This window comes from Mycobacterium sp. NGS68 (assembly GCF_059812195.1).
Genome location: NZ_JCALCE010000001.1, coordinates 396,304 through 414,271 on the forward strand (window position 1 = coordinate 396,304; position 17,968 = coordinate 414,271).

At 68.0% G+C, this 17,968-nt stretch carries 18 protein-coding genes; 9 read left to right on the forward strand and 9 right to left on the reverse strand.

The genetic code is table 11. The features are described from left to right. The first annotated feature begins 39 nt into the window (after positions 1-39). Positions 40-612: a TetR/AcrR family transcriptional regulator gene (locus AC5Y5V_RS01760; RefSeq protein WP_499930864.1), complete on the forward strand. Its 573-nt coding sequence runs from the start codon at positions 40-42 to the stop codon at positions 610-612. On the opposite strand, the gene AC5Y5V_RS01765 is transcribed toward AC5Y5V_RS01760, so the two are convergent. After that, entirely contained in the window at positions 542-1,495 is a 954-nt protein-coding gene (locus AC5Y5V_RS01765) for a LysR family transcriptional regulator (protein WP_499930865.1), read from the reverse strand. The two genes, AC5Y5V_RS01760 and AC5Y5V_RS01765, sit on opposite strands and share 71 nt — an antisense overlap. Before the next feature lie 78 nt (positions 1,496-1,573). Here AC5Y5V_RS01765 and AC5Y5V_RS01770 point away from each other — a divergent pair, with 78 nt between their 5' ends. The 5 genes from AC5Y5V_RS01770 to AC5Y5V_RS01790 all read left to right on the forward strand — a co-directional run bounded on the left by AC5Y5V_RS01770 (position 1,574) and on the right by AC5Y5V_RS01790 (position 7,759). Next, positions 1,574-3,904, forward strand: coding sequence for a CehA/McbA family metallohydrolase domain-containing protein (locus AC5Y5V_RS01770; RefSeq protein WP_499930866.1), 2,331 nt, complete (start codon positions 1,574-1,576; stop codon positions 3,902-3,904). 143 nt (positions 3,905-4,047) lie between these two features. After that, complete coding sequence (locus AC5Y5V_RS01775) at positions 4,048-5,067, forward strand: ABC transporter substrate-binding protein (RefSeq protein ID WP_499930867.1); 1,020 nt, start codon at positions 4,048-4,050, stop codon at positions 5,065-5,067. A 65-nt stretch (positions 5,068-5,132) separates the two neighbouring features. Continuing rightward, the gene (locus AC5Y5V_RS01780; RefSeq protein ID WP_499931095.1) at positions 5,133-5,867 is read left to right on the forward strand and encodes an ABC transporter ATP-binding protein; all 735 of its coding nucleotides are present in this window, start codon (positions 5,133-5,135) and stop codon (positions 5,865-5,867) included. Continuing rightward, positions 5,857-6,681 (forward strand): ABC transporter permease, encoded by an 825-nt coding sequence (locus tag AC5Y5V_RS01785; RefSeq protein ID WP_499930868.1) that lies wholly within the window; start codon positions 5,857-5,859, stop codon positions 6,679-6,681. Before AC5Y5V_RS01780 ends, AC5Y5V_RS01785 begins: the two co-directional genes overlap by 11 nt. Next, on the forward strand, positions 6,671-7,759 hold the full coding sequence (locus AC5Y5V_RS01790; RefSeq protein WP_499930869.1) for a hypothetical protein: 1,089 nt from the start codon (positions 6,671-6,673) through the stop codon (positions 7,757-7,759). Before AC5Y5V_RS01785 ends, AC5Y5V_RS01790 begins: the two co-directional genes overlap by 11 nt. A gap of 1 nt (position 7,760) precedes the next feature. Here the strand turns inward: AC5Y5V_RS01790 and AC5Y5V_RS01795 are convergent, their stop codons facing one another. After that, positions 7,761-8,324: a PadR family transcriptional regulator gene (locus AC5Y5V_RS01795; RefSeq protein WP_499930870.1), complete on the reverse strand. Its 564-nt coding sequence runs from the start codon at positions 8,322-8,324 to the stop codon at positions 7,761-7,763. 123 nt (positions 8,325-8,447) lie between these two features. Here AC5Y5V_RS01795 and AC5Y5V_RS01800 point away from each other — a divergent pair, with 123 nt between their 5' ends. Further along, complete coding sequence (locus tag AC5Y5V_RS01800) at positions 8,448-8,867, forward strand: nuclear transport factor 2 family protein (protein ID WP_499930871.1); 420 nt, start codon at positions 8,448-8,450, stop codon at positions 8,865-8,867. Then, positions 8,864-9,904, forward strand: coding sequence for an LLM class F420-dependent oxidoreductase (locus AC5Y5V_RS01805; RefSeq protein WP_499930872.1), 1,041 nt, complete (start codon positions 8,864-8,866; stop codon positions 9,902-9,904). The genes AC5Y5V_RS01800 and AC5Y5V_RS01805 overlap by 4 nt, the downstream gene beginning before the upstream one ends. On the opposite strand, the gene AC5Y5V_RS01810 is transcribed toward AC5Y5V_RS01805, so the two are convergent. Genes AC5Y5V_RS01810 through AC5Y5V_RS01840 form a run of 7 tightly spaced genes read right to left on the reverse strand, consistent with a single transcriptional unit; the run spans position 9,873 to position 16,962 of the window. Further along, positions 9,873-11,090: a sulfotransferase family protein gene (locus tag AC5Y5V_RS01810; protein WP_499930873.1), complete on the reverse strand. Its 1,218-nt coding sequence runs from the start codon at positions 11,088-11,090 to the stop codon at positions 9,873-9,875. The genes AC5Y5V_RS01805 and AC5Y5V_RS01810 overlap by 32 nt on opposite strands. Beyond that, on the reverse strand, positions 11,087-12,124 hold the full coding sequence (locus AC5Y5V_RS01815; RefSeq protein WP_499930874.1) for a DUF1214 domain-containing protein: 1,038 nt from the start codon (positions 12,122-12,124) through the stop codon (positions 11,087-11,089). Before AC5Y5V_RS01815 ends, AC5Y5V_RS01810 begins: the two co-directional genes overlap by 4 nt. Beyond that, entirely contained in the window at positions 12,114-13,373 is a 1,260-nt protein-coding gene (locus tag AC5Y5V_RS01820; protein WP_499930875.1) for a sulfotransferase family protein, read from the reverse strand. The genes AC5Y5V_RS01815 and AC5Y5V_RS01820 overlap by 11 nt, the downstream gene beginning before the upstream one ends. After that, positions 13,373-14,455, reverse strand: a complete 1,083-nt coding sequence (locus AC5Y5V_RS01825; RefSeq protein ID WP_499930876.1) for a DUF1214 domain-containing protein — start codon at positions 14,453-14,455, stop codon at positions 13,373-13,375. The genes AC5Y5V_RS01820 and AC5Y5V_RS01825 overlap by 1 nt, the downstream gene beginning before the upstream one ends. Before the next feature lie 7 nt (positions 14,456-14,462). Next, positions 14,463-15,056, reverse strand: a complete 594-nt coding sequence (locus AC5Y5V_RS01830) for a TetR/AcrR family transcriptional regulator (protein WP_499930877.1) — start codon at positions 15,054-15,056, stop codon at positions 14,463-14,465. A gap of 51 nt (positions 15,057-15,107) precedes the next feature. Then, positions 15,108-16,319 carry an acyl-CoA dehydrogenase family protein gene (locus AC5Y5V_RS01835; protein WP_499930878.1) on the reverse strand — a complete coding sequence of 404 codons (1,212 nt, stop codon included), beginning with the start codon at positions 16,317-16,319 and terminating at the stop codon, positions 15,108-15,110. A gap of 28 nt (positions 16,320-16,347) precedes the next feature. Then, the gene (locus tag AC5Y5V_RS01840; RefSeq protein ID WP_499930879.1) at positions 16,348-16,962 is read right to left on the reverse strand and encodes a TetR/AcrR family transcriptional regulator; all 615 of its coding nucleotides are present in this window, start codon (positions 16,960-16,962) and stop codon (positions 16,348-16,350) included. 183 nt (positions 16,963-17,145) lie between these two features. Here AC5Y5V_RS01840 and AC5Y5V_RS01845 point away from each other — a divergent pair, with 183 nt between their 5' ends. Next, complete coding sequence (locus AC5Y5V_RS01845; protein WP_499930880.1) at positions 17,146-17,967, forward strand: adenylate/guanylate cyclase domain-containing protein; 822 nt, start codon at positions 17,146-17,148, stop codon at positions 17,965-17,967. Position 17,968 lies beyond the last annotated feature (1 nt).

Below are 17,968 nucleotides of genomic sequence, written 5' to 3' on the forward strand. Positions count from 1 at the left end.
CGGTAGCGGTGTCAACAGTTGTTGAATACACTGCGTCTCATGGCCACCAAGGTGCGCGACGGCGAAGCGACCCGGGCGGCGATCCTGGCCACCGCGCGATCGCAGTTCGGCAACCACGGCTTCGAACGCACGACCATCCGTTCGGTCGCGTCGGCGGCCGGCGTCGATCCGGCGTTGGTCATGCACTACTTCGGTAGCAAGGCAGAGCTTTTCGCCGAGGCTTCGCGGTTCGACATCACGTTCCCGGATCTCACGGACGTCCCGCCCGAAAAACTCGCCGACGTGCTGCTGCCGATGTTCATCTCTGTTTGGGGGCCGGAGGGGTCGTTTCTGCCCCTGCTGCGCGCCGCCGCCACCAACAAGGCCGCCGCGGCCGCGATGCTCGAGGTGTTCGTCGAGCGCGTGGCCCCTGCCCTGGCCAAGGTGGTCCCCGACCGGCCGGCCGAGCGCACCGCGCTGGTGGGCGCGCAGGTGCTCGGCCTCGCCACGGCCCGCTACATCCTGTGCATCCCTGCTCTGGCCGAGATGGACAGTGCGACGCTCACCGAATGGCTGCGGCCGGTGCTGGCCCACTACCTGACCGGGACGGTCGCCCAGGTGCCCCGCGCGTGACGTGGTCATGCACGCATCGGACGAAGGCGTGGCTCGCCGCGGATCGCAGTTCGGAGTGCAGTGCCACGAGGTAGACCTCGCGCCGCAGGTCCGCCTCCCGCACCGGCATCAGGACGAGCGTCGGATTCGCCTCGGCGCGGCTGCGGGCCACCGATTCGGGCAGCAGCGCCACGCCCAGGTTCTGGCAGACGAAGTGGATGACTTCGTCGACGCGGGTGACTTCGAATGCGACGCGCCGTTGGACGGCGGCGAACCCGCGGTCGGTCTCATGGCGTAGCCCGTAGCCGGGCGGGAAGTCGATGAAGGGCAGCTCGGCGAGTTCGGCCAGCGACACCGCGGGCTTGGCGGCCAGCGGGTGCGCGGCCGGCAGGACGGCGATCAGCGACTCGGAGAACAAGTGGTCGAACGAGAGCCGGTCGGTGGAGCGGGCCAGGTTGGAACCCACGACGGCGACGTCGAGCTTGCGGTCGCGTGTCGCCTGCACCAGCAGGTCACTACCGCCGCTGCGTAGGGTCACGGTGACATCCGGATAGCGCGCATGGAAGGTGGCCATGAGCGCGGCGACGTCCAGGCTCTCCGACGGGATCTCCATCATCCCGACGGTGAGACGACCCGTCACCGTGCCCCGCAGTGCCTGCGCGTCGACGGTGATCTGGTCGACTCCGGCGATGACCTGCTGCAACAGGGGCATCAGCGCCTCCCCCGCGGGGGTCAGCGAGACCGACCGGGTGGTGCGATTGAAGATCTGGACGCCGAGTTCGTCTTCGAGCTTGCGCACCTGCTGACTCAACGCTGACTGCACGACGAACAGACCCTCGGCCGCCCGGGTGAAACTTCGGGTCTCGGCCACCGCCACCGCGTAGCGAAGTTGCTGCAGATTCACAATTGATCACCTTTGATGATTGATCGCATCATATCTATGCGCTGGACGTCTAAGTCCCGAGCGTCGAGAATTGACGCCATGCCCGCGTCGCACCTTGCCGCCACGGTGCGCCCGACGGGCGATCTGCGCACCAATGACTGCTCGTCGGCGCAGGTGCGGGACCGGATCAATGCCGAGTTCGAGGAGATCCCCTTCCTGGGCACCCTCACCTGCGACACGCAAACGGTGGTGGCCGGCGCGGTGGCAGAAATCAGGTTCACCTACACGGTCGGGCGGTCCGGCATCGCCGACAGCGGATGGCTCAAACTGTGCTTCCGCTACTACTCCGACTGGGACCTGCAGACCACCGATCCCGCCGGCCGTGACTACGCCAGCGCGGCCGTCACCAGTCGGTCGACGATCGGCGGCGCGTCGCCAGACGGCATCGCCACCGTTCGGCAGCTGGCCACCCGTTACGACGTCAAGGGCGGCGAACGGCCGTTCCAGAAGTCGCTTCTGGTGCATGTGGTGGATGGCTATCTGCGGCCCGGCGACGTGATCGAGATCCGGTTCGGTGACCGCCGCTTCGGTGGGCCGGGCACCCGGGTCCAGACTTTCGTCGAGGACGGCTTCGAGGTGCACCTGTTCGTCGATCCGCTCGGCACCTCCCGGATGGCCCACGCCGACCTCGTCAAGATCGCCGTCGTTCCCGGCCCGCCGGAACGCCTGGTGGTGCACGGCCCGCGTGTCGTGGGATCCCGGACGTCGGCCGTGCGGTTACACGCGCACCTGCAGGACCGGTGGGGCAACGCGTGCCGCGACATCCCCGCCGAGGTACGCACCGCCGGCGAAAACGGCACCGGCGCAACGATGCCGACGACGGGATGGGCCCACGCCGAGTTGACCGTGCCGACGCGACCTGGAGTCGTCGAGGTGAGCGCACGGGCCGGTGCCGCGGTATTCGGCCCGACCACCGTCGAACTCGACGTCGTCGAGGACCTGCCCGCACCGCGGGCGTATTTCTGTGATCTGCACGTGCATTCCAACGACACCGTCGGCACGCAGAGCACGGACTGGAACCTGAAGTATGGCCGCGACATCGGCGGCCTCGACGTTCTCGGTTACACCGCCAACGACTTTCAGATCACCGACACCGCGTGGTCGGAGGTGGTCGCGGCATGCCGCGCGGCGAACCAAGACGGCCGTTTTGTCTGCTTCCCCGGCGTGGAATGGTGCGGCACCGCCGGGGTGGGCGGCGATCACAACGTGGTGTTCCTCGGCGAGGACACCACAATCGCAAAGTCTTTGGAATGGCGGCAGGGCATGACGGCCGCGGCGCCGACGCCGCAGACCTGGCCGATCACCGAACTGTATGCCGCCTACGAGAAGGAGCCCGAGTCCTACCTGTTGATCCCGCACGTCGGAGGCCGGCGCGCCGTGCTGGATTGGCATCACCCGGAACTCGAGCGGCTGATCGAGGTGCACTCCAGCTGGGGCAGCAGTCCGTGGTTCCTTGAGGACGCGCTGGCCCGCGGGCTCAAGGTCGGCGCCAGCGCCGCGAGTGACGAACACCGCGGACGACCGGGCGGCGGCGCGCCCGGCGCCAACATCTTCGGCGGCCACGGTGGGCTGACCGGTGTGCTGGCGCACGAACTCACCGCCAAAGACGTTGGCCGCGCGCTGCGGTCCCGGCGAACATGGGCGACCACGGGCAGTCGGTCGGTGGCGTTGCTGCGCAGCGGCGACGATTGGATGGGCGATGAAATCCTCACCGCCGCCGACGAACTCGACCTCGACTACGCGGTCTATGGCAGCACGGGCTGGGAAGAGCTGCTGATCTATGACACCCGTGGTCCGCTGTGGCGACGGGACATGAACGCCGAAGCGGGACTGTCCGATTCGCTGGTACGGGTGCGCTGGGGCGGTGCGCGTCACCGAGACCGCTACCGCTGGGCCACCTGGGCGGGACGGCTCACCGTCACCGGCAGCACGCTTGGTCCGGTAACACCCTGGGCGGCCGCGCATCCGGAGCAGATCGTCGAGTCCGACGGACACAGTGTCAGCTGGCGTACCGCCACCTACGGCTCGGACATCGGGTTGATCCTGCGCCTCGGCGACCTGGCGAGCGCGTGCCTACACCTCGATACCGCCGTCGAGGAAGACGACTACCGGACGACACTGACGGTGACGGGCTCCGAGCTCATCGAGCGGTCCTGGGCGGAACAGGACGCGGGCGGACTCAACCTGCGGATCCGCGTGGAACGCATCGCCGAACCGTCGGCGCTGCCCAGTGCCGTCACCGGCACGCTGACGCTGGGCCTGCCCCGTGAGCACAGCGCGGTGTACCTGCGGGCCCGGCAGTCCGACGGCCACCAGGTCTGGACCAGCCCGTTGTTCCTATCCCGCGTCCCGGCGGCGGAGCCGCGATGACGGGGCACGCGTTGACCCGGCGGCGGCACATCGATTTCGGCCGCAGCACCTGCGCGGCATGTCCGGGTTCGTGCCACGCTGGCTGATCCGGCCGGCCACTCGAATCCCCTCACACTTCCCAAGAACATCATCGGGAGAAGCCCGTGTCACTTTCCAAACGTTATGTCGCAACACTGTTCCTCCTCGCGGTAGCGACCGTGCTCGCCGGCTGCGCCGGCAATGCCCCGACACCCACGTCGTCCGGTGTGACCCTGCGGCTCGGCTATCTGACCCGAATCACCCACGCGTCCGCTCTCGTCGGCATCGACAGCGGGATCTTCGCCCGAACTCTCGGACCGACGGTGAAACTCGAGCCACAGGCCTTCGGCCAGGGCACCGCGGAAACGACGGCGCTGCTGTCCGGCAAACTCGACGCCGCGTTCATCGGCCCGAATCCCGCGTTCAATGCGTGGCAGAAGTCCAACGGCACCGCCATCAAGATCATCTCGGGGTCCGCGGCCGGCGGGACCTCGCTGGTGGTCAAGCCCGGCATCGCCGGCGCGGAGGATCTGCGCGGAAAGACGGTCGCCGATCCCGCGCTCGGCGGCGCCCAGGACGTGAGCCTGCGCGACTGGCTCCTGAAGAACGGTCTGAAGACCAATCCGCAAGGCGGAGGCGATGTTTCCATCAAGCCGACGAACCCGGAGTCGGCGATCGTGCAGCAGTTCATCAGCAATCAGATCGCCGGCGCCATCGAGTCGGCGCCTTACGACGTGCAGTTGGTGAATGCCGGCGGTGTCCGCCTGTGGTCGGACCCGAACACGATCACCGTCCTGGTGGTGCGGCAGCAATTCCTGGCGGCCCACCCAGACGTCGTCGCGGGTCTGGTCCGCGGCCAGATCGAGGCGAACAACGCGATTCACCGGGACTCGCAGGGGGCGGCGCGGTCGGCCAACGCCGCGCTGACCAAGGCCCTGGGCAGCGGCCTTCCGTCCGACGTGCTGACCGAGTCGTTCCGGGAGACCACCTTCACCAACGACCCGGGCGTGGGGTCGCTCAACGACCAGGTCCGCAAGGGGGTCGCCGTCGGCCTGCTGCAGCCCCTCAATCTCGACGGCATCTTCGACCTCGGCCCGCTCAATCGTGAGCTCGCGGCGGCCGGGCAACCGCCGGTGGCGGCGTGACGACCGTCGCCGGCCGTGCCGCCATGGTGCCGAATCCTGTTGCGGGACAATCGGGGCTCGCGCCGCTGCGGTTGGACCGGGTAACGAAGCGCTACGGCAAAAACCGAGCGGCCGTCTCAGCACTGGGCCCGCTGTCGCTGAGGGTCGGCGCCGGCGAATTCGTGTGTCTCGTCGGCGTCTCGGGGTGTGGCAAGAGCACCCTGCTCTCCCTGATCGCCGGCCTCGACAAGCCGACGTCTGGATCGGTGCAAACCGGTGACCACCGCATCGCGATGATGTTCCAGGCGCCGGCCCTGTTCCCGTGGCTGACCGCCGCGGGAAACGTGGAGATGGCGCTGCGCGCACGCGGGGTTGCGCGCCGAGACCGACGGACGCGTGCCCGCGAACTCCTGCACACCGTAGGCCTTTCGGAGTTCGCGGACAGGCGACCACACCAGCTTTCCGGCGGCATGCAGCAGCGGGTCGCGCTGGCCCGCGCGCTGGCCCAAGACGCCGACGTGCTGCTCATGGACGAACCGTTCGCCGCGCTGGACGCCCTGACGCGCGACCGTCTGCAAGCCGAGCTGGAACGGATCGCGCTGGCCCGCAACCTGACCGTCGTCTTCGTGACCCACAACGTGCGCGAGGCGGTGCGCCTCGCCGACCGCGTCGTCCTGTTGAGCGAGCGTCCCGGAACCGTCGTCGAGGAGTTCGCCGTGGCGCTGCCGCGCCCGCGTGACATCAACACCGCCGAGGTCGCGGAACTGTCCGCCCACATCACCGAGGAACTGAATCGGAGCGGAACCACCGATGACTGCTGATCTCGCCGGGGTGACCCGCACCGGCGTCGCGCGCCGCCTCACCGCCGCGCTCGGGCCGAAACTGCTCGCGCTCGGCGTCGTTCTGACGCTCTGGCAACTGATCGTGCTCAGCGGATGGAAACCGTCGTTCGTGTTGCCCGGCCCCGTCGCCGTCGGCGCGAATCTGTGGCACCAGCTGCAGGGCGCGCTGCTGTGGGAGGCCGTCGCGACCACGCTGCACCGGGCGGTCACCGGGTTCGCCCTGGCGGTGGTCATCGGCTCGGTGATCGGCGCGCTCCTGGCGCGTAACCCCTTGCTGCGTACGGCGTTCGGGCCGCTGGTCACCGGCCTGCAGACGATGCCGGCGATCGCCTGGTTTCCGTTCGCCATCATCTTCTTCGGCCTGAACACCTCGGCGATCCTGTTCGTCATCGTGATCGGTGCCGCGCCCTCGGTGGCGATCGGGGTGATCTCCGGCGTGGACCACATCTCGCCCCTGCTGCTGCGCGCGGCGAAGACCCTGCAACTGCGGTCGGTGGCCCTCTACCGGCACGTGATCCTGCTGGCGGCCCTACCGATGTTCGTGACCGGACTCAAGCAGGGATGGGCGTTCGCCTGGCGCAGCCTGATGGCCGGCGAACTCGTCGTCCTGGTCGCCAACACCTCGTCGATCGGGGTGCTGCTGGAGAATGCGCAGAATCTGAGCGACATGCCGTCGGCGATCGCCGTGATGATCGTCATCCTGGTGATCGGAATCGGCGTCGACGGCCTGTTCAGCGCGCTGGATCTGCGGGTCCGACGGCGCTGGGGCCTGCTGGACGAGCATGACGGTTGACCGTCACCGGCCGTTTCGGTTGTGGGCGTTCGGTGACGCACACGTGGGCACCGACGACCGCCACGGACGAGATAGCCTGGCGGAGGCCATCGTTCACTCCGAATCCGGGGGAGCCGACGGCGGCCCGGCGTTCGACTGGGACATCGCCGTCGACGTCGGGGACATGTCGGGCGGGCACCACGACCTGCCCGACGACGCCGAAGGTCGATTGCTCCGAAATCAGTTCCGCGCGTTGCGCCGGCACCGCCGCGAGGATGTCTACAGCGTGTGCGGCAACCACGACCGCAGCGGCCTCGACGAGCCCGAGGCGTGGTGGTGGCGCAAGTGGATCGATCCCCTCGGGGAGCACCCCGAATTCTCCGGCGTGAAGGCGCAGGCCCGGCGCTACCCGATCGCCGGGACGTGGGAGCGCTACTCCTTCCGGGTGGGCAATCTGCTGTTCCTGATGATGAGCGATCGCAACGAACCCACCCAGCGGGTCGGCCGCGGCACTCTCGGCGGAAACCCCGGCGGCGTGGTCAGCGGGGAAACCTTTCGATGGTGGAAGGACATGATCCTCGCCCACCCGGAACTCAACGTCATCTCGGTGCACCATTACGTCCTCAAGAACACGACGGTGGCTTCCGGGGAATGGGAAGGGGTGCGCAAAGGAACCGACGGGCAATGGCACGAGCATTACCACCGCCCCTTCGCGCAAGGCACGCCGCAGGGGGCGTCGTATCTCTACTGGGTCGACAGCCGGCCCGACTCCGCGCAGTTCGAATCCTTCCTCGCCGATCATCCCGGCCGCGTGGCGATGTGGCTGGCCGGACACACGCACACCCACCCGGACGACGACCACGGCGGCAAGACCCACATCGAACAGCGCTGGGGGACTTGGTTTCTCAACGTCGCCTCGCTGAGCCGCCACCACATGCCGATCACCACACTGCCGCTGAGCAGGCTGTTGACCTTTCGGCCGGGCAACCGGGAAGTGCGGGTGCAGTGCTATTTGCACACCGACCAACACGCGCCCCAGGGCTGGTATGCGCCGGCGGAGCGAACGATCGCGTTGCCCCGGCCCTTCCGCTGGTGCTGAGTCAGGCGCGCGCCGCCGCGCGTCGTTCCATGACGGTCAGCGCGTGCTCCGCCCAGCGAATGTTCTCCTGCTCGAACGCGATTCCGCGCAAGAGAGTGAGGTAGGGGCCCACTCGCTCAGCGTGGGCGACGTACTCCTGCTCGGTACGTCCGTCCAGCATCCGCGCCCGAAACCGTTCGTAGCGTTCCAGTTTCGCGGTGGCCCACTGCAGCCGTTCCTCGACGAACGCGCGGACGGCGTCCGTGTCGCCCGTATCGGATGCCTGAACCTTGACCAACAGCTCGTCGCGGATCACGCAGGGCTTCGGCGGCCGCGCGGTGAACCGCCGGATGGCGTCGCGGCCGGCGTCGGTGAGCGAGTACATCCGCTTGTTGGGCCGCCGCTCCTGATGCACGATGCGCGCCTCGATGAAACCCTGCGCGGCGAGGTGCTCCAGCTCCCGGTACAGCTGCTGCGGGGTGGCCATCCAGAAGTCCGCAACCGAGGCGTCGAAGGCCTTGGCCAGGTCATATCCCGACGACTCGCCCTCGAGCAGCGCGGCCAACACCGCGTCACGCAGCGACATCCACCTAGAGTACAACAAGATGAATACTCAAAAAAGTGATTAATCATCTCTGGACATACGTCTGCGTAGGGCCTAGCGTCAAGGCGACCTGCTCCAGACATTCATCAACCGCGAGGTAATCCCATGCACCCGTTCCGCAAGGCAGTCGAGGCGCGCGACGAGACGGCCGTCTCGGCGTTGCTCGCCGACGACGTCGTGTTCACCAGCCCGGTGGCGTTCAAGCCGTACGTCGGTAAGCCGATCACCGCGGCCATCTTGCGCGGGGTGATGCGGGTCTTCGACGAGAACTTCCGCTACGTGCGGGAAATCGGCGACGGCCGCGACCACGCCTTGATGTTCGAAACGGGGATCGTCGGGGTCCCGGGCGTGAAGATCACCGGTTGCGACTTCCTGCACTTCAACGAGGACGGCCTGATCGACGACTTCATCGTGATGGTGCGTCCGCTGTCGGGCGCGACGGCGCTGTCGGAGGCGATGGGCGCGCAATTCGACCGCATCCAGCGGGAGGCCCTCGAGGCAGCTAAAGGAGCGGGTCGATCATGAAAATCGGATTGGCGATCAACTATGCGGGCGGCTTCAAGGAGGTGGCCGCGGAGGTGGCCGACCTGGAGCGTGCCGGGCTGGACGTCGTCTTTGTCCCCGAGGCATATTCGTTCGACGCCGTGAGCGCGCTGGGCTACCTGGCAGCCAGCACGGAGCGGGTGCAGCTGGCCTCGGGCATTCTGCAGCTCTACACCCGCACACCCACGCTGACCGCGATGACCGCCGCGGGACTCGACTACGTGTCCGACGGCCGTTTCATCCTGGGGCTGGGCGCCTCTGGGCCGCAGGTCATCGAGGGCTTCCACGGCGTGCCGTACGACGCCCCGATCGCCCGCACCCGCGAGGTCATCGAGATCTGCCGGCAGGTGTGGCGCCGCGAGACGCTGCAGCACCAGGGCAAGCACTACACCATCCCGCTGCCCCCCGAGCGCGGCACCGGCCTGGGCAAGCCGCTGAAACTGATCAATAAGCCTGTCCGGGAACGCATTCCGGTGCTGGTGGCCGCGCTGGGCCCGAAGAATGTCGAGCTCGCCGCGGAGGTTGCCGAGGGCTGGCAGCCGATCTTCTACCTGCCGGAGAAGGCGGGCGACGTGTGGGGCGAGTCACTGGCCGCCGGGCAGGCCAAGCGCGATCCGGCGCTGGGCGAACTGGAGGTGTATGCCGGTCCGGTGCTGGCCATCGGCGAAAACGTCGAGCCGCTACGCGAATTCGTCAAACCGCACCTGGCCCTCTACATCGGGGGCATGGGCGCCAAGGGCAAAAACTTCTACCACACCCTGGCGACCCGGTACGGCTACGGCCCGCAGGCCGACCGGATCCAGGAGCTCTACCTGGCCGGCGACAAAGACGCCGCCGCCAAGGCGGTGCCCGACGAACTGGCCCGCGATGTCAACCTGATTGGCACCCCGGGTTTCGTCAAGGAGCGTGTGGCGGCGTTCCGTGCGGCCGGAGTCACGACCCTGACCGTAGCGCCCATCGCGGCGACACCCGCCGAGCGGGTCAAGCTCATCGAGACGCTTCGCGGTTTGGTGGACTGAGGAAGCCGAACCGGTCGCGCAGCTCCCGCTCGTCGATCCCGAACTCGGCGGGCGTGTAACGGTGGCGATGGCGCTCGACCGGGTGTGACTCGTGGTAGGCGGCGATGAACGCGTCGAGGTCAGGGGGTGGCTCGATTTCGGCGGCGTGGTAGATATCCGTCAGTGCCGCCGCGGGATTGGCGATCAGCGCGTCATAGTCGAGGTCGACGAAGGACACCCCGCTCGCCGCGGCGGAGGCGCGGAAGTCCACGGCCCGACGCAGCCACAGTTCGCTTTGCTCGACCTGCTGGCGACCGACCTCGATGGGATCGACGTCGTCGCTGTAGGTGGACCGGTAGACGGCGAAGAGGCTGGATCCGGACGTCAGCGTGTGGACGACGTCGCGGTGGACCTGTACGACGACGGCACCGGGAAACGTTGCGGCGACGTGCCGCAACTCGCCTGTGTGCGCCGGTGCCTTGAGGACGAAGCGGCGGGGATCGCGTGCAGCCAGCAGCTGCAGCACCTCTCGGTACCTTGCGTAGGTCGGGCCGAGATCCTGGCCGGCCAGCCATGCCGCATACGCCGGCAGCCGCAGCATCGAGGTGAAGCCCCAGTTGCGCAGGTCGGTACCCATGCCCAGGACGCATTCCTCGGGCAGGGTGGGCCCGGACGGGTGCACGAACGCCATGTCGGGATTGAGCGTGTGCAGCAACTGGCTTGCCGCCGCGGTTGTTTCGGGTTCCGGGGGTCGGTCGGCCGAGAGCCACGGCGCGACGAGTTCGGCGGGCAGCGGGGCGTGCAAGCGGGGATCGGTGCCCAGCAGCCGGAACAGAAACGTCGTGCCGGTGCGCCACCCACCGACGATGAAGATCGGCGGATCAACCTGCTTGCCAACGATTTCGGGGCGCGCGCGGAGATATTCGGCGATCGTCGCCCCGGCCACCAGCCTTCCGGTCGCCATCTGCAGCACCATCCCGACGCCCACCGCATTGAGGCGGCCTTCCCGCTCGGCCGAATCCAGCAGCGCCTCGAGGCCGGCCCGCCAGCCTTCCGCGAATAGTGCGGCCGCAGCACGGCGCGAGGCCTTCTCGGCGACCGCGTCCGGGTCGAGGCGATATCGCTCGGGCCGTGCCGCGCGGTCCTGCTCGGCCGCCGCGTAGATCGCCGCCGCGGCAGGCGTGCGGGCCGGCGGTTGCCAGGTCATCGCCCGGCCGCCAGGTCATCGAGCCGGACGACGCGCACGGCGGGCAGCTGCGGCTCGGATTCGGGCTGCAGGAAACGCAGCACGAACAGCCCGAACCCGCGCCCTTCGGTGTCGAGCCAGTCGTAACCGTCGGCGCGTGGATCCCGTCCCGCGAGCACGAAGCGATACCGTCCGTCCGCGACCGAGCTGGTGGCCGCCGTGCGCGATACCACCCGGTGGCGGTAGTCCAGGGAGTTGAGAAACCGGTTGTACAGCACGATGTTCCAGTGCCGGCAGGTTGGCAGAGGTCCCTCGACGACGAGGGCCTGGTCCGGGTCCAGCCGCCACGCCCCGCGCAGGTAGTGGATGCCCGGCTCGGTGAACGCGGCACCGCCGGCCATCGCGGTCCAGTGCCGTATCGTGTTGGGCTCCTTGGTGTCCGCGGCGACCGACAGGGCCAGCAGCCGCGGTAACTGGCCCAGGAAGGCGCCGAGCCGGGACAGGTCGCGGTCCACGTGGCCCGGGCCGACCGGCGGCCCCGGCTGCGGCCTTGCTGCCTCGATCCGGCACCATCCCGGGCGGACCGGGCTCGGGTGGCCGTGGACGTAGCGCACCCAGACCGACGTCGAGCCTTGCGGCAACTCGAGCGCGACATCAAAGTGGCCGTCGGGACCGATCTGCAGGCCGTCGGTGTCGATGCGCGCCACCGCGGTGGTGGTCGCGATGTTCGTTCCGGCGTACACCGTGATCGATTGGTAGACGGAGTCACCGACGTTGCCGGTGACGCGGTAACCGGCGTCGTCCCGGACGTCCGTTATCCAGTAGCGGTAGTCGGGGTTGTCCATGAAGAACTTCTCGCGCCAACCGTTGAAGGGCACGAGTTCGGGTGCATCCCTGTCGATTTCGAGGCGCCCGAGGAGGTTGTTCAGCGCCCGCAGCAACGCCAGTTGTCCGTCGGCGCGGTCCATCTCGTCGAGGTCGGCGGTCGACTCGTCGAGGGCGCGGCCCGCGGCGCTCAGCCCGGCGACGAGCGCGTTCCACCCCTCAGTCGGCATCTGCCATCTCCTCGACGAACCGCTTTCGATACACCCCGAGGCGGGCCGCGATCTCGTCGCGATCCAGCCCCAGGTCTTCGGCGTTGTAGAGGACGCCGCCGTACCGGCCGCGAGGGTGCTCCGCGCGGAATTCGGCCATCGCCCGGCGCGCGGCGGCGTCGAACGGCTGCCCGGCCAGCGCGTAAATGCGCTCGATGGTGCCTTCCTCGTCGGCCATGAAGTCGGTGAACCGCACGTCGATCGACTGATCGGCCGGCAGCACGTCGCGGTCGCGCAGGCAGCCGTTGAGCAGGTCCTCGGCCCTGGCGAGCCAGTGGCGGGCCGTCTTGTGCGGGTCCGGCCCGGCGGTGGCCATCCGCGACGAGTAGCAGATCATGGTGGTCATCGACAGCGTCACCTCCACCGGATCCCGATGCGTCACAACGAACGTCGCGTCGGGAAAGGTGGCGAGCAGCGTCGGGAACTGCTCCAGGTGCTGCGGCGATTTCAGAACCCACCGGGTGCCGCCGCGCAGCCATTGCAAGGCCTGCAGCGTGCGCTTCAGGTAGGCATAAGAGGGCGCCTGATCGTGCGCCTTATAGTGGGCGGCGAAACTCGGTATGTGGTAGACGGTTTCGAGCAACATGCCCGAGATGTCGTTGGCCAGCAACTGGATCTCCTCATGCGCGTGCTCGACCGTCATGTCGTGCATGCGCTTGAATTCCGGTATCAACGTGTCCTGCAGTTCCAGCGCCGTCGCGCACCGGTCGCGGCGGGGCTGCTCGTCGCCGGCCTCGTCGGGTGAGGGAAACGGTTCCAGACTTTCCCAGTAGGGCAGGTGGCGCAGCGCCGGATCCGCAGCGAGCATGTTGTGCAGATGCGTTGTGCCCGTGCGTGGTAATCCGCAGATGATGATCGGCCGCGTGACGGGGATGTCCTCGATCTCGGGGTGTTCGGCGATGAGCGCCTCCAACCGCAACCGGTTGACCAAGTTCTGCACCACCTGCTCGTAGGCCACCGCGAGGCCGGCCTCCGACAATCCCGCCTCGTCGCGTAGCGACGCGCAGAGTACGTCGAGGCGTTCCCGGAACGCGGGATCGCCCCAATCGCTCAGGCCGGTGCGCTGCTCGGCAGCGGCGAGCATGTCGTCGGGCCGCAGCCGCAATGTCGTGGCATAGGCGGCCAGGCCGTCACGGATCTGTTGTGCCGCAGGCGAATAGACAGGCTCGGCGAGATCGGCCAGCCGGATGTCCGCGGGACGATCGCTCATCACTGTGCGCCCGCAACATCGGCGACGTCTGCGACATTGATGACCCGGCAGACCGGCCGCGCCGGCGTCGCCTCCGGCAGGAACCAGCGCAGCCAGATCAGCCCGCGTGCGCGTCCCGCGGTGGATACCCAGTTCGGATGGCCGGGATCCTTGTCGCTGACCACGATTCGCCACGACCCGTCGGGCTCGTAGTTGACGTGCGCGCCGTTGATGGTGACGCGTTCGTAGTTGTAGTCGTAGGTGTGCAGGAACGGGTTCCACAGGCATAGGTTCCAGAACACGCAGTCCGGTGACGTGCCTTCGATCACCAGGGCCTGGTCGGGGCCTAGGTCGTAGGCGCCCATGGCGTATGCGGCGTCGGCCGCCGACCAGCCGTACGCGTGCTGCGGCACCGGGAACGGCTCGGCGATCTCGTTGGGCGGCTGAACGCGGGTGGGTAGAAACGACATCTGCTCGCGCAGCCAGGTGCGCGCGGCACGGAAACGCCTTGCCAGGTCCTCGGGGCTGTCGGACTTGCGCGCGGGCGGGTCGACCGCCTCGATCTTCCATTCCGTGCGGCGCCCGGTGGCCGGCTCGGTGAGATAATCACGCGTCAACGCGTGTACCGCGTCGGGGTCCAGTTTGAGCCAGGTGCCCGGTTGCGGGTCGGGGCTGAGGGTGAACTCGAAGTTGCCGTCGTCGTCGAATTCGAGGTCGCGGTCGTTGACGGTCCCGACGATCCGGTTGCTGTACCTGCCATCGTCGGGTCCGCCGTAGACCGTCATCGACATGTAGACGGCGTCGCCGCGGTTCCCGGTCACCCGATAGGTGCGATTCGGGTCGACGGGGGCGACCTGGTAGAACGCGTCGGAGTTGTCGCCGCCCCACTTGAGGTACGGGCCGATCACGTCGGTCAGGATCGGGTTGTCCTTATCGCCCCAGACGTAGGTGTCGACCGCGACGCGCAGGACGCTGAACGCCAGGCGGTAGCCGTCGAGAACATCGGGCTCGTCCAGCGGTGGATCGGCGGCAAGCATCTTCTGCTCGACGGCCCGGACCTCCTCGAGCAGGCCGTTGAATGCCTCGGATAGTTCGCCTGTCATGCGTTTCTCACTTTCGTTTCCCGGCTCCCCGAATGACCAAGGAACACAAGCGTTCTGCCAGCGCGTTGATGTCGTCGTGCTGCTGGACCTGCGCGGCGTAGAAGGCGGTGCCGACGAGCACCTGGTAGAGCATGTCGACGTCGACGTCCGCGCGGACCAGACGCTGATCGACGCCGCTGCGCACCAGCGCGCCGAACTCGGTGAGGATGCGTTCGTCGAGCAGCTGCTGGGTGCGGATGTGCAGTTCGCGGTCGCGGTTGCGGTCGGCGAGGATGCCCAGGGCGGCGGCTTCGACCACCGGCTCGCGCCAGAACCGCAGCACTTCGCGGATGAACACCAGCAGGTCGGTTTCGAAGTCGCCGGAGTTGGCGACCAGCGCGGCGTCGGGCGGCTGGCCGAACGCGGCCTCGAACACGACGTGCGCCTTGGACGGCCAGCGCCGGTACACGGTTGGCCGGCTCACCCCGGCCTCGCGCGCGATCGCGTCGATGGTCACCTGGTCGTAGCCGTCGCGGGTGAGCAGCCGTCGCGTCGCCCGCATGATGTCGTCCTGCGTGCGCGGGTCGCGGGGGCGGCCGCGGACCGAATCGCGTGCGGACATGGCAATATCGTTACATCATGTAACGTAAGTGTGTCAATACCCTTGCGGGACCTACCGGATCGGCAACCCCGTCAGCGCGCGCGAGATCACCAGCCGTTGGATCTCACTCGTCCCCTCGAAGATGGTGAAGATCTTCGCGTCGCGGTGCATCCGCTCCACCGGGTAGTCGCGGGTGTAGCCGTTGCCGCCCAGGATCTGGATGGCCTCGTCGGTGACGTACACCGCGGTCTCGCTCGCCACCAGCTTGGCCATCGAGCCCTCCGCGGACTCGAAGTTCTGGTTGTTGCGCGCCATCCAGCCGGCCCGCCACACCAATAGGCGAGCCGAGTCGATGCGGCTCTTCATGTCCGCGAGCTTGAATGCCACCGCCTGGAATTCGCCGATCTTGCGGCCGAATTGCTCGCGCTGGCAGGCGTAGTCGAGGGCGTACTCGTACGCCGCGCGGGCCACGCCGACGGCCATCGCGCCGACGGTGGGCCGGGTGCGCTCGAACGTTTTCATCGCCGCTTGCCCTCCGGCGGAGGAGCCGGACTTGACGCGGGCGATCCGTGCCTCGAACTTCTCCCGCCCGCCGAGGATCGCGTCCTCGGGCAGGCGCACGTTGTCCAGCACCACCTCGGCCGTGTGCGACGCGCGGATCCCGTGCTTCTTGAACTTCTGGCCCTGCGCCAGCCCGGTGGTGTCCGGACCGATGACGAACGAGGCCTGGCCGCGGGTGCCGAGTTCGGGATAGACCGAAGCCACCACGATGTGCACGTTGGCGATGCCGCCATTGGTCGCCCACGTTTTGGTGCCGTTGAGCACCCACTCGTGGGCGGCCTCGTCGTAGCGCGCGCGGGTGCGGATGCCACCGACGTCGGAGCCGGCGTCGGGCTCCGATGAACAGAACGCGGCAAGCTTGGGATCGCCGGCAGTGCCGAACATTTCGGGTAGCCAGCGACCTATTTGTTCCGGAGTTCCGTTGCCCGCCAGCGCCGCCGCGGCCAGGCCGGTGCCCATGATCGACAACGCGATACCGGCATCGCCCCAGAACATCTCCTCGAACGCGGTGAGCATGCCCAGCCCCGTCGGCTCCCCGGCCTGTTGTGCGAAGAAGTCGGGGGAGTAGAGGCCGACCTTCGCGGCCTCCTGGATGACCGGCCAAGGGGTCTCCTCGCGTTCGTCCCATTCGGCGGCGGCGGGGCGGATGACCTCAGCCGCGAACTGGTGCACCCAGTCGCGGACCTCGATCACGTCGTCGCTCAGCTGCATTGAGAAAGTCACGGCTACTGCTCCTGAAATCGGTTGGTGTTTAACGGTTGTTGGTGTACTGGGTGAGGACGCTGAGGGTCTGGCTGACCCAGGCTTCGAAGTAGCGCTCACCGTCGATGTTTCCGGGTGAGCGGCCGGTAAGCGCCTGGAGTGTGGCGGCGTAGGACAGGGATCCGATCGCGACGGCGGCCGTCGCCTCGGGGTCGGGGATGCTGGTGCGGCCGGAGCGGTTGGTCCGGGCCAGCTCGTCGGCGAACCGCTGATAGGCGTTGTCGGTGATGACCTGCCACGTCTTCTCGTCGAGATCGCCGAGTTCGCCGGGCTCGCGCAGCATGACCTTCAACAGATCCTCGCTCTGCGTCAGGTTGTTCCAGATCAGCCGGCCCGCGGTGCGGACCGCGTCCTCGACGCTGCGCGGCTGGTCGGCGTCGTACTGCTCCCGCGCGGCCACGATGCTGTCGATCCGGTATTCGACGGCGGCCTCCAGCAGTTCGCGTTTGGAGGCGAAGTGCTTGTAAAGCGCGCCCGACCCCGGGGCCAGGCCGGAGGCCCGCTGGATGTCGGCCACCGACGTCGCGGCATAGCCCTTCGCGGCGAAGAGCTTCAGCGCGGCGGCGAGCAGCCGGTCGCGTCCACGCACAGGGCCAGCGGGCATGGTGAGAGAGTACTCACTCACTACGGCGACTGCCAAATCGCGCTGGTGGGCGGGGTGCTGCCGAGACTGAGCCCGTGGTGTTGACCCCGCGAGGGGGTGCTATTTCGCCGCATGAGCGGCGGTTGCGCCAGAATCGCTCAGGACACCGGTATTCGTGGGTGGCTGAGTAGACAGGGAAAAGCAATGAACGTGACGGTCCTGCTGGCGGTGGTTGCCGTCGTCGAACTCGCGGGACTGATCGCGCTCGGGGTGCTGCTCATCGTGTCGCGGGGCCAGCTCAGGGGAGCGCGAACCGAACTCAAGCGAATCCGCACGCCCAACACCGGACCCCGCCGTCGCACCGGGCTCGCGCCTTTTGCCGTCAGGGCCGCGTTGAAGACGGCCGATTCGCTGGTGACGAAAGGCCTGACCACGGTGCGGAACTCGGTCGACGACCTCGCCGGCTGGGCCCAGGTCGAGCGTCCTGACCTCGCCCGGATCGCCGGCGACGGCGACGTGGTGATCGCGTTCTCCGACATCGAAGACTCCACCGCGCACAACGAGGCGCTAGGTGACAGCGGCTGGGTGAAATTGCTGGAACGGCACAACAAGCTGATCTACAAGCTCGTCGACCAGCACGGCGGGCACGTGGTCAAGAATCAGGGCGACGGATTCATGATGGCATTCTCCGACGCGGGGCAGGCGGTGCGGTGCGGCGTGGCCGTGCAACGGGCCCTGCTCGGGGACGCGGACCGCTGGGACGGCATCCGCGTCCGGATCGGCATCCACATGGGAACGTCGGTCCGACGCGGCGACGACCTCTTCGGCCGCAATGTCGCCATGGCGGCGCGGGTCGCCGGGCAGGCCGACGGCGGCGAGGTCCTGGTCAGCCAATCGGTGCGGGACGCCCTCGGCGCGCTGCCCGATATCGAGCTCGGCGCGCCGCGTGAAGTCGAACTCAAGGGCCTGCAGGGCAGCCACCATCTTTACCCCGTGGAATTGCAGGTGTCGCGCACTAAGCTTTGAC

What these genes read in the sequence shown, in the direction of transcription:
- AC5Y5V_RS01840 (WP_499930879.1), bottom strand. Translation starts at nt 16,962, where the DNA reads ATGCCCGCTGGCCCTGTGCGTGGACGCGACCGGCTGCTCGCCGCCGCG.
- AC5Y5V_RS01770 (WP_499930866.1), top strand. Translation starts at nt 1,574, where the DNA reads ATGCCCGCGTCGCACCTTGCCGCCACGGTGCGCCCGACGGGCGATCTG.
- AC5Y5V_RS01800 (WP_499930871.1), top strand. Translation starts at nt 8,448, where the DNA reads ATGCACCCGTTCCGCAAGGCAGTCGAGGCGCGCGACGAGACGGCCGTC.
- AC5Y5V_RS01815 (WP_499930874.1), bottom strand. Translation starts at nt 12,124, where the DNA reads ATGCCGACTGAGGGGTGGAACGCGCTCGTCGCCGGGCTGAGCGCCGCG.
- AC5Y5V_RS01830 (WP_499930877.1), bottom strand. Translation starts at nt 15,056, where the DNA reads ATGTCCGCACGCGATTCGGTCCGCGGCCGCCCCCGCGACCCGCGCACG.
- AC5Y5V_RS01785 (WP_499930868.1), top strand. Translation starts at nt 5,857, where the DNA reads ATGACTGCTGATCTCGCCGGGGTGACCCGCACCGGCGTCGCGCGCCGC.
- AC5Y5V_RS01820 (WP_499930875.1), bottom strand. Translation starts at nt 13,373, where the DNA reads ATGAGCGATCGTCCCGCGGACATCCGGCTGGCCGATCTCGCCGAGCCT.
- AC5Y5V_RS01760 (WP_499930864.1), top strand. Translation starts at nt 40, where the DNA reads ATGGCCACCAAGGTGCGCGACGGCGAAGCGACCCGGGCGGCGATCCTG.
- AC5Y5V_RS01825 (WP_499930876.1), bottom strand. Translation starts at nt 14,455, where the DNA reads ATGACAGGCGAACTATCCGAGGCATTCAACGGCCTGCTCGAGGAGGTC.
- AC5Y5V_RS01805 (WP_499930872.1), top strand. Translation starts at nt 8,864, where the DNA reads ATGAAAATCGGATTGGCGATCAACTATGCGGGCGGCTTCAAGGAGGTG.
- AC5Y5V_RS01810 (WP_499930873.1), bottom strand. Translation starts at nt 11,090, where the DNA reads ATGACCTGGCAACCGCCGGCCCGCACGCCTGCCGCGGCGGCGATCTAC.
- AC5Y5V_RS01845 (WP_499930880.1), top strand. Translation starts at nt 17,146, where the DNA reads ATGAACGTGACGGTCCTGCTGGCGGTGGTTGCCGTCGTCGAACTCGCG.
- AC5Y5V_RS01795 (WP_499930870.1), bottom strand. Translation starts at nt 8,324, where the DNA reads ATGTCGCTGCGTGACGCGGTGTTGGCCGCGCTGCTCGAGGGCGAGTCG.
- AC5Y5V_RS01790 (WP_499930869.1), top strand. Translation starts at nt 6,671, where the DNA reads ATGACGGTTGACCGTCACCGGCCGTTTCGGTTGTGGGCGTTCGGTGAC.